General features: G+C 52.2%; 9 protein-coding genes. 4 read left to right on the top strand and 5 right to left on the bottom strand.

Features of this window, described 5'->3' with window-relative positions; translation table 11 throughout:
* The coding region (locus V6D20_17145; GenBank protein HEY9817508.1) for a hypothetical protein at positions 1 to 364 on the bottom strand (364 nt) is incomplete at its 3' end.
* A gap of 525 nt (positions 365 to 889) precedes the next feature.
* Here V6D20_17145 and V6D20_17140 point away from each other — a divergent pair.
* Complete coding sequence (locus V6D20_17140; GenBank protein HEY9817507.1) at positions 890 to 1,225, top strand: hypothetical protein; 336 nt, start codon at positions 890 to 892, stop codon at positions 1,223 to 1,225.
* Between the two features lie 7 nt (positions 1,226 to 1,232).
* On the opposite strand, the gene V6D20_17135 is transcribed toward V6D20_17140, so the two are convergent.
* The gene (locus V6D20_17135) at positions 1,233 to 1,733 is read right to left on the bottom strand and encodes a hypothetical protein (protein HEY9817506.1); all 501 of its coding nucleotides are present in this window, start codon (positions 1,731 to 1,733) and stop codon (positions 1,233 to 1,235) included.
* Between the two features lie 203 nt (positions 1,734 to 1,936).
* Positions 1,937 to 3,100 carry a ferrochelatase gene (gene hemH, locus V6D20_17130; GenBank protein ID HEY9817505.1) on the bottom strand — a complete coding sequence of 388 codons (1,164 nt, stop codon included), beginning with the start codon at positions 3,098 to 3,100 and terminating at the stop codon, positions 1,937 to 1,939.
* Between the two features lie 575 nt (positions 3,101 to 3,675).
* On the opposite strand from hemH, the gene V6D20_17125 reads away from it, so the two are divergent.
* Complete coding sequence (locus V6D20_17125) at positions 3,676 to 4,665, top strand: stage II sporulation protein M (GenBank protein HEY9817504.1); 990 nt, start codon at positions 3,676 to 3,678, stop codon at positions 4,663 to 4,665.
* Here the strand turns inward: V6D20_17125 and V6D20_17120 are convergent.
* Positions 4,636 to 5,640 (bottom strand): sugar transferase, encoded by a 1,005-nt coding sequence (locus V6D20_17120; GenBank protein HEY9817503.1) that lies wholly within the window; start codon positions 5,638 to 5,640, stop codon positions 4,636 to 4,638. The genes V6D20_17125 and V6D20_17120 overlap by 30 nt on opposite strands.
* A gap of 968 nt (positions 5,641 to 6,608) precedes the next feature.
* Between V6D20_17120 and gcvT the strand changes: the two genes are divergently transcribed.
* Positions 6,609 to 7,727 (top strand): glycine cleavage system aminomethyltransferase GcvT, encoded by a 1,119-nt coding sequence (gene gcvT, locus V6D20_17115; GenBank protein ID HEY9817502.1) that lies wholly within the window; start codon positions 6,609 to 6,611, stop codon positions 7,725 to 7,727.
* 244 nt (positions 7,728 to 7,971) lie between these two features.
* Positions 7,972 to 8,430: an ATP-binding protein gene (locus V6D20_17110; GenBank protein ID HEY9817501.1), complete on the top strand. Its 459-nt coding sequence runs from the start codon at positions 7,972 to 7,974 to the stop codon at positions 8,428 to 8,430.
* An 84-nt stretch (positions 8,431 to 8,514) separates the two neighbouring features.
* On the opposite strand, the gene V6D20_17105 is transcribed toward V6D20_17110, so the two are convergent.
* Positions 8,515 to 10,138, bottom strand: a 1,624-nt coding sequence (locus V6D20_17105; protein ID HEY9817500.1) for an ARC6/PARC6 family protein, incomplete at its 5' end; no start/stop codon positions are given.

Below are 10,138 nucleotides of genomic sequence, written 5' to 3'. Positions count from 1 at the left end.
CTAAAATACCTAACATCAGCCGCATGGTGGTACCAGAATTACCGGCATCCAGCACATCGGAGGGTTCGCGCAAGTTACCCAGACCAATGCCCTCCACCTCAACATGATCCACATTCAGGTCAGAAATCTGAGCCCCCATGGCGCGAAAACAATGGGCCGTACTGCGGGGATCTTCACCCAGCAACAATCCTTGGATCTGCGTTTTACCTTGGGCGATCGCCCCGAGCATCAGTGAGCGATGGGAAATGGACTTATCCCCCGGTACGCGAATAGTTCCCCGTAGTGACCAACCCGCTGCGGGCGGCGCAATAGCAAGGGTGTGATGAGTATCGTGAGTTTGTAATGCGATCGTGGCAACAACCATGGACAATGACCACCAAATCCGGCAAACGATCCGGGCGATATGTTCGTCAGCATCCTATCTCTTTTGGAGGGGTAACGGCGACTGTTTGGATAAAACGCGAACCTAGGGCAACCTAGACAAGAAGCCTGCGTTTCACTGCCTACAGGATCGATAACGGGATGACAGAGCATCAACGACGGATGTAGGCCACCAACCTTGCATCACATTAAGTCTTTGCCGAGCGCCTTTTCATTCTTGAACCCACGGAATACACTCAAAGTATCATCCTGATGCAGTGTTTGCCGCGCTCGTTGACAGCGCAGCGGGGCTAGACCCCATCGTTTCGATTGTCTGCTGTCCACCGATCGCCTGTCTGACATCTATCCCTACTGCTCTATGCTCACCCATCCGCGTAAACCGGTCTGTCTTTCTCTCATGTCGTTTGACATGCCCCTATGGTCCGTCACGGAAACATCAGCGGCTGTTTATCAAAAAGACGCGGAACAATTCCATATTTTGCTGACGGAACCCTCTCTGCATCACCACATGCCATCACGATCATCAGCGACCGTGGCAGCCACCCAGCGATCGCCCCGTCTCATTTGGCTAGAAGTCTCTCCCTACCGGGTGATCATGACTATGCAAGGCGATGGAGACAGCAGCTATCGCCATTTTTGGGAAGAAGGGGTTTATGGATTGAGTCGCTACTGGTTGCAAAACTTTCAGCCACACCATGGACGACAGTTTCGCCTACGGAACTTCACGCGGCGACTAGAATTCACCCAAGATACGCTACCCAAGTCCCTGCGTATTGAATATGAACTTTGGGCCAACCGTCTGCATCTTGGACGCTATGTTCTGAGCCTAGACGTCCATCTTTAATTGCCCTTCAATCCATAACCTTCAAAATACCTAGCTTGAGTCCGTCAAATACCTTATCAACCAAAACCTTCTCTTGAGATTTCAGGGTGACATGCGAAAGGGTGATGCTGAGGAGCGAATTTTGATCGGTACGGGTAATGCGCCGAGTGTCGAGAATGCGGCGGGCAACCTCTTCGATGGTGTCTTGAGACCCTAGGGGCAGCCGTCGAGCTACGCCAAGAGGGCGCTTTCTATCGGGGGATCCTGCCACATTAGAAACTAGAAGAGCATGAGGCGAGGCAGTCTGACCGGCAGCTTGGGGCAAATCCATCTTGGCAGCCAAAGGCGATCGCAAGGATTCTGCTTGCAGCGACAGCTTAACACCCACACGCTGTAAATCTCCTAGGTTGAGATATCGTCTCAACAGATCGGTCATTTGATGAATACTTTGAGCGAGGGGCAACTCGGTAGAATGCTCCCTCGTCGGGACATGCTGTCCAAAGGCAGGTTGGCACTGAATGTCAGTCATAGATAGGTAGCTCAAAAGACTCTGTAGACGCAGCGGCAGCAACAAGGGGGTCATTCAGCCGAGTTGACGATGGATCCGTCCACCACAAATTCTCCGGATCCATTGGCACCCCGACGGCAACCTGTCTTACCCTAGTTGTTATCAGACCGAACCGTTAACAGAGCAATCTTTGGGTGAGCAAACGCCCCAGGGGCTGATATTCCCTACAGCAACCCCGCTAGATGGAGCGGGCCGCGCCCACTGATCAGTTCCAACATCAAGGCAATAAAGCCCAGCATCGCCAAGCGACCATTCCAGACTTCTGCAGCCGTCGTCAATCCCCATTCCCAACGCTCTTGAGGATACATCTTGATCTTTTCAGGAGGACGGACTACATCCGAGAACTGGATACTGGGGGAGGCGATCGCTTGCTCCACCATCGTGGCCAAATCTTCAATAAACATGGGATGGGTATTGAGGGCGGGCACCCGCTGAAAGTGTTCAATACCCGCTTTTTCCGCAATTTCGCGGTATTCCATGTCAATTTCTTGCAGAGTCTCAATATGTTCTGAGACAAAGCTAATGGGAACAACGGCTAAGTTTTCCACGCCATCATGCGCAAGTTCTGCAATGGCATCTTCGGTATAGGGCTTTAGCCACTCTACCGGCCCTACCCGACTTTGATAGGCTAGGGTATGAGCATTGGGACGACTCAAGGTTTTCATGATCAGCGCGGTACAGTCTTCAATTTCGCGCTGGTAGGGATCCCCCGCTTCTTCCACATAGCTAATCGGCACCCCATGGGCGCTGAAAAACACATGCACCTGCTCTGGGTTAGGGAACTGATCAAGTTGCTGAGCAATCAAATCGGCCATGGCCTTTAAATACCCAGGGCTGTCATACCACGAGGGAATGACCGTATATTCAATATTTTTCAGGGACGGGTCATCATCCCAGATTTTTTCCAGCAGCCGAAAACTCGATCCGCTGGTGCTGATGGAAAACTGGGGATAGAGCGGCAAGATGACCAGTTTTTCCACCTTGTCGCGCTTAATGCGAGCGATCGCTTCTTCGGTAAAGGGATACCAATATCGCATCCCAATATAGACCTGAGCATCTTGCCCCCGCTGACGCAGAGAAGCCTCTAAGGCCTGCGCCTGCTCTTCGGTGATGCGGCGCAGGGGTGATCCACCGCCAATCTGCCGGTAGTTGTCTTGGGATTTGCGAGCCCGTGAGGTGGAAATCAGCCAAGCTAGTGGCTTCTGCATCCAGGTGAAGGGAATGCGGATGATTTCAGGATCAGAGAACAGATTAAACAAAAACGGACGAACGTCCTCTAGGCGCTCTGGTCCGCCCAAGTTAAGTAGCAAAACTCCAACTCGACCCATAGTTTTAACCTTCTCTGTCCTCTAATTTTTGTTACTTATTGTAACGATAGACTCATCAAATAGGGGTTCTACCCGGCAGTTTATCTTAATAATCTTAACGTTATCGATGGTTTTGGGGCGATCGCCTTAAAGAACGGTAACGGATCTTCAAGATCCAGCCGCCTGTGTCGGTAGCGTGGCGATACCCTACCGGTTTCCCATCTGGCAATCCCATGATTTTATAGATGGCTCTTAAGCAGATGAGCAATCCCATGGTCATGGTGCCCTTCGCCTCTATTGGTGATCTCCATTCATGCCTGTACCGTCAGAATGACCCGATGGAGACCATACCTCTAGACTATATCTTGAATTCAGGCGTTCCTTAAGTTTCCATTAAAAGCTGTTTTGCCCAATTGCTGCAAGTCTTTTTTGAGGAATATTATCAAGATCTTAGGCATGGCGACCCTGGGAGCCGGTTGAGCGATCGCTAGGATAGATCGGCGCGGCATGGATCGAGATGTTGAGAGCTGCTCTAGATCTTGAGGACAGCTTCCAGGATCAGGCTACACTGGGGCGAAACGCTACCGATAGAGCTTATGGATATCCAGCGATGGGTTGCCCAGCGAGAAAAAAGCTGGCAGGACTTAGAAGGATTGCTTGCTCAAGCAGAACGTCGTGGTCTGCGCACCCTCTCCGCCCAGGATATTCAGAACCTGGCTAGTCTATATCGATCGGTCTCTGCAGATCTGGCACGTGCCCGCACCCACAACCTCGGGCCCGATCTCATGCGACGTCTTCAATCCCTGACAGTCCGCGGCTATGCTCAAATCTACCAAGGTTCTCGCCGGCAAGAATGGCGATCGCTGCTCACATTCATCCAGTCAGGGTTTCCTGAAACTGTCCAGCAATGTCGAGGCTACATTCTGCTCAGCACCCTCCTGCTTGTTGCTCCTGCCGCCGTAAGCTGGTGGCTGGCCTGGCATGACCCAACCTACATGGACATCTTGGTTCCTAGTGACCTGATCACCATGGTACGCCGTGGTGAGTTGTGGATGGGCAGCATTCTAGGTGTAGAGCCCCTAGCCTCTAGCAACATTATGATCAATAATCTGCGGGTGTCCTTCAATGCCGTGGCTGGCGGTATGACCGGCGGGCTATTCACCGTCTATATTCTGATCTTCAATGGACTATTTTTGGGCTCCATCGGGGCGCTAGTTGGACAGAATGGGCTAGCTTGGCCATTTTGGGCCTTCGTATTTCCCCATGGAGCCCTAGAGCTGCCGGCTATTTTCCTCGCTGGAGGTGCAGGACTTCTCTTAGGACGGGCACTCCTATTTCCGGGCATCTATCGTCGAGTAGATGCCCTAAAAAAATACGGGCTACTTGCAGCCCGGCTTGTCTATGGTGTCGTTCCTATGTTGATCGTGGCTGGCGTGATTGAAGGCTTCTTCTCGCCCAACCCAGCTATTCCCAATGCCGTAAAATACACGACCGGCATCGTCCTCCTCATAGGTCTGCTGGCCTACTTGAGTCGTCGCAACAACCCCAGCAGCCTTCTACATCGCACCAGACTTCTTGTTGAATAAAACGGCAATGGTTTTCAAAATGAGCTGGATGTCGTACCAGAGGCTCCAGTTTTGTTGATACTTCAAGTCAAGACGAATGACATCCTCAAAACTGGTAACCGACGAGCGACCATTCACCTGCCATTCACCCGTCATACCAGGCTTGACATCTAACCGCTGCCACTGGGGAATTTCATACATTTCAATTTCATCTGGGGTGGGCGGACGAGTCCCCACTAAACTCATATCCCCTTTTAATACATTGAGAAACTGAGGCAGTTCATCTAAACTAGTCCGTCTGAGAAACCGTCCCACTCGGGTAATGCGAGGATCATTGGCATTCTTAAACAACGGCCCACTTACCTGATTCTCAACTTGGTGCTTCAGGGCTTCTGCGTTCGCCACCATCGAACGAAATTTCCACATTCTAAAACGCTTGCCCATCCAAGAGCAGCGCACTTGCCCAAAAAAGAGGGGCCCTGGATCATCAAGCTGAATGGCGATCGCAATGGGGATCAGCAGCACACCAGTAATCGTCAAACCGACAAGAGCTCCTACAATATCAATCACACGTTTGGTCGGCGATGTAATCGATGGATGAGTGGGATGGGGCTGCTGGTCTCGACTGGGGCGTGCTTTCAGATCCTGCGCGATACCGGTCGATTGCTCAATTTCAAAAATTTTATCCAGATCCGTCATGGCGAGTGCCATCATCACCTGGCTGGATACATTAAAGAGTTTAAGCTGAACGCCCTGCTGTTGAGCGGTTCTCAAAGCACTAATCAGTGCGCCAATCCCACTGCTGTCAATAAACGTCGTTTGACGGAAATCAAGCTTTGCTTGAGTCAGGGAGGGGATATCCTGGCAGACGCTCTGGAATGCTTGCTTAAAGGACACTGCCTGATTCACAGTAAACATTTCTGGCATCACAACCATGGCAGTCTGGTCTGATACGGTTACTGGATAGTCCGGGTTTTCAGATTTAGCAATCATCATGCTCTGGTGTCTGGGTGTAGCAAGCGAAAGGTCGGAAATCAAACCGCAACGAAGAAACCTAGCCTTAAGATTCCCAAAATAGGAGAGGGATACCACATGATATGGCTCGCTCCAACGTCCCTATACCGTCTCATACCAAGCTCCTTCCGAACAGCATATCGTTCTATGCATCCTCCCATTCAGGAGACAAGCATGACCCAGTTAGAACCACGACATCAGTACCAAAACTAACGCCTAGATGATTCTTCAGTTACTCATGGTAAGCGAAGGACGACTCGTGCGGTTCAGCTACGCCATGAATATATAGATCTAGAACGGATGAGCTTGTACGGTTTGACTGTGGTCTAGACGCCCCTTCTGATTCTCCAAGTTTAGGAAGAATTGAGCGTAATGCCCACCATCATTGAGAGCGTGAGACCACAACATCATTGAAGTTTGGCTATAGCTTGCACAAAAAGCACAAGATCTGGCTGCGCCGCCAACCTCTAGACTCAGCACTGTTCGTCCTTGAACGATCAAGCAGGTCTAGACGTTGGTCTTTGCCAATCGCCAACGAACTAGATAGGTTGTCCTAGGATGTAAATTGGAAATCGACTAGGCAAATCCCCGTAGAGTACCCCCATGGTATTGAATACATTCGGTAACAATTGTAGGAATTACGCTAACCATTCAGAAACTTTATATTTCCTCTAAGGTCTCTTCACACTGCTGGGTTTTATCTCTGCGGAGATTCTGAATCAAGAGCGATCGCTTCCCCAAAGATGATGTCCCATCGGTGTCTCCTAGGGAGCCTTGATCACTCCCCTAGGAAAAATGTCCCCACTGATGTTCTCTACGCATCCTTGATAAAGCGTTGACGGATCTTACAGAGCATTAATAGAACATGGCCAACGAGAGCCCCCATGAAAATTGTGTTCTCGGCCTGGATATGAAATACTGTGGCGTCAGGTTGATGAGTATTTTGGGTTATGACTGATTCCGACCGTAGCGTGCTATACCAAACTCCGCTATATTCTCTCCATGACCAGGCCCGCATGGTGCCGTTTGCGGGTTGGCAAATGCCGGTGCAATTTAGTGGCATTACCCAAGAACACCGAGCTGTCCGCGATCGCGTTGGCATGTTTGATATTTCCCATATGGGCAAGTTTGTCTTAACGGGGCAGCGCATTCTAGAGCACTTGCAAACGTTGGTGCCTTCCGATCTCAGTCAACTGCAGCCAGGGCAAGCTCAGTACACAGTACTCCTGAATGCTGCTGGAGGGATTTTGGATGATTTGATTATCTACAACCAAGGCAGCACGAAGACCGAGGGCGATCGCGTTTTGTTGATAGTCAACGCCGCCACAACCGACAGCGATCGCCAATGGCTTTTAGAACACCTCGATGCTAACCACGTGACGCTGAGCGATCAGTCTCAGGGAACGGTACTTATTGCTGTACAAGGGCCAGAGGCGATCGCCACGGTGCAGCGCTATACCGATACGGATCTATCATCCGTGGGGCGCTATGAACATGTCACGGTACCCATGTTGGGCGAATCGGCCTTTATCGCCCGTACCGGCTACACCGGAGAAGACGGCGTTGAAATTATGCTGGATGCCCTACCGGGACAAACTCTGTGGCGATCGCTGCTGGATGCTGGGGTTGAACCTTGTGGGCTGGGAGCACGGGATACGCTGCGTTTGGAAGCGGCTATGGCCCTCTATGGTCAAGATGTCGATGCCGCAACCACCCCCCTAGAAGCTGGGCTATCGTGGCTCGTGCAGTTGGATCAGACGGGAGACTTTATCGGGCGATCGCCCCTAGAAGAGCAGAAGCGCCATGGCGTACCGCGTCGCTTGATAGGACTGAAGTTGACGGGGCGCAACATTGCCCGCTCGGGATATGAGGTGATGCATGACGATCAAGTGGTGGGTCACGTCACCAGCGGCACCCTCTCTCCCACCCTCGGCTATCCCATTGCCCTGGCCTATGTTCCCCCTAGCCTGGCTAAACCAGGACAGCATCTGACGGTCAACATTCGCGGACGCCACTGCGAGGCCACGGTGGTGAAACGTCCTTTCTATAAGCGATCGCCCTCGTCCTAAGAGAACAGTCCCATGGGGTGACATGGAGCAAAAAGGGCATATGCTACGATAAAAGAGTGCTGAATTAATCGCCTGGCTAGACCAAGCGACAGATTGCAGCATGATCAGGGTTACGCTATGGGTTGAGGCGATCGCCTCACTAAGCCCAAAACGATCCTATCCATAGGCTCCCGTTGAGAGACAGGGGAGATCGCTTATGGTCAGACTGTCCGACTCAATTCTGTAAAACTGAGAGGTTTACTGCGTGATTGCTATCTCACTGCGTCCCAGCGGGCGCAAGTGGGGCACAGTTAGCTTTGCCTCCACGCTTCATCTATGTCCAGTGCTCGATCTCTTGATGACAGACATTCCTGCCTGTTGGAGAGACGAGGTTCGCCTTGGCCTACAAGAGGCCCTGGTTAACGCATCCAAACATGGCAATGATCTCGATCCTGGTAAGACGGTTCTGGTGCGGTTCTCAGTCGTAGGCGATCGCTGTTCTTGGATCATCTCAGACCAAGGATCAGGGTTTAGTCCATCACCCACCTGCCAATGCCAGATTGAAACACCCCACCTTCATGATTCTCATCACGTTGATGAATGCGGTCGAGGGCTCTATATTTTGCACCAGGTTTTTGATGAAGTGCGCTGGAACGCCAAAGGCAATGAGCTGAGCTTGTCTAAAGTTATCAAAAAGCGCGGTAGGGTAGCTTCCCCCGTCTAGATGAGACCGATGGGGGAGAGAAGCAGTTCGCTACTGCCCAGCATCTACCACTCCCCCTCCAGGCCGCGGTCGCCTGCCGGCACATTATTGAACAGACATAGAGCTCATGCGCCACTGATCATCCTGCCGCACCAAATCATACCGAACCTGGAGAGCCTCATCATAGGATCCTCCTAAGTCGATCTGGCCATTCACATATAGCTCAGCCGTTTCAGTCACCGCCGCAAACACACTGGCTTCTTCCGGCACCTCTTCATTCACCTCAACCCGATCAATGGTCACGGTATGCTCGTACACCATATACCAGTTGTTGTTGACGCTCTGAGCTGCCCTTGCCTCCCAGGTAGAAAGCGCAGGATCCACCAAAATTTCGGACAAACTATCAACATTGTGCGCTTCCCCTAGGGCCTCAGACTTAGCTGCGAGCCAAGTTTCAACCACTTGCTGGGCGAGTTCATCGGTCAACTCTGCCTGACTAAGGCTAGGGGCTGGAGGGGTGATGGCTTCAGCGTAAATTTGGGGAAGAGCCGCCAAAGAACTCTGCTGCAGTGGTTCTACCGTAGGAGTTCCGCCAAAGACACGACTGATGCGGCTGAGCAGGGAGATGAGCACAACCAAGCCAAAGACACCAATGGCAACCAAAAAGAGCATTCGGTCAAGACGGGGAGAAGGACGGCCGCGGCTGGGCCGTCGTCGCATCTCGGTTTTATTCTGACGGGGTGGACGGCTGCTGGGGGGCGGCATGATGGGGCGATCGCCCCCATGGGAAACCCGTTCAGCGACCGGCACTGCCGTACTCACCGGCGGTGCATCTAGGGTCGCCGTCGCGCCATAGCCAGCGGAGCCCCCCGAGGGCTGATGGCCGTTAACAGAACGGGTCGCATAGGCTGAACCAGCCATCGCATAGTCTCGATGACCATTCTCGTGATGCTCCCGAGCTTGGGCAGGAGCCCATTGGCTAGCTGGCTCGGGTTCATTGGGCAGCTCTTCAAGGTAGGCCTGCACCTGCTCATCGGCAAAGTATTCTTTGAGAGATACCTGCTTTTGGGCCAGATCCCGGAAGTGGGGAAATACTTCATTTTGCAGCCAGCGCTCTCCATAGAGGCACAGGCCCGGCAGGAGATCGGGCGAATCTTGAGAATGTTCGCGAATAAAGGCGAGGGAGTCATACTCTTGACTATGCTCCAAGGCGCGGCTAGCTTCCTCCGTCTGCCCCAGCAATAACGCACAAACCGCTTGCTCTAGGTACACATCTTGGCGCATACCCAACCGCAGCAACAGCAGCTTAGCGCGCCGGATGAGAGCAGGTTGGCGATCGGCAAAGCCACGGGCTGCTAAGGCATACACCGCTAGATAGGTAGCCACCGCCGAGGGACGCCGGGCCTCTGTCTCAAACAGGGCCTGTTGCTCTCCTGCCGTGAGGTAGGCACGTAGTTGTTGAATAAACTTGAGGAAATCATCCACCGACAGACCGGATTGATCATCCCCCGTGCCATCAATGCCACCGCGTTCATCCAGCATTTCTTGGAGAACCTGAATGCCGCGCTGATGATCTACGCGATAGCTTTCAGCAGACTCTGGAATAGACAGCAGTTCTAGAATGCGATACGGACGCAGTTTGTAAAGATCGGCTTGCATTTCACCTCGCAATGGAGCAAACACACCCTCGCGGAGGAGTAGTTCTTGCCCTGTTTCTAATGATTCGGCA

Source organism: Candidatus Obscuribacterales bacterium (genome assembly GCA_036703605.1).
Lineage (GTDB): Bacteria > Cyanobacteriota > Cyanobacteriia > RECH01 > RECH01 > RECH01.
Note: the sequence above shows the minus strand (reverse complement) of the source record. Positions and strands in the feature narration are given on the sequence as shown.

Bases quoted from the DNA above. Each gene is read 5' to 3' on its own strand.
- V6D20_17140 (HEY9817507.1), top strand. From the start codon at position 890: ATGCCATCACGATCATCAGCGACCGTGGCAGCCACCCAGCGATCGCCC.
- gcvT (HEY9817502.1), top strand. From the start codon at position 6,609: ATGACTGATTCCGACCGTAGCGTGCTATACCAAACTCCGCTATATTCT.
- V6D20_17135 (HEY9817506.1), bottom strand. From the start codon at position 1,733: ATGACTGACATTCAGTGCCAACCTGCCTTTGGACAGCATGTCCCGACG.
- V6D20_17125 (HEY9817504.1), top strand. From the start codon at position 3,676: ATGGATATCCAGCGATGGGTTGCCCAGCGAGAAAAAAGCTGGCAGGAC.
- hemH (HEY9817505.1), bottom strand. From the start codon at position 3,100: ATGGGTCGAGTTGGAGTTTTGCTACTTAACTTGGGCGGACCAGAGCGC.
- V6D20_17120 (HEY9817503.1), bottom strand. From the start codon at position 5,640: ATGATGATTGCTAAATCTGAAAACCCGGACTATCCAGTAACCGTATCA.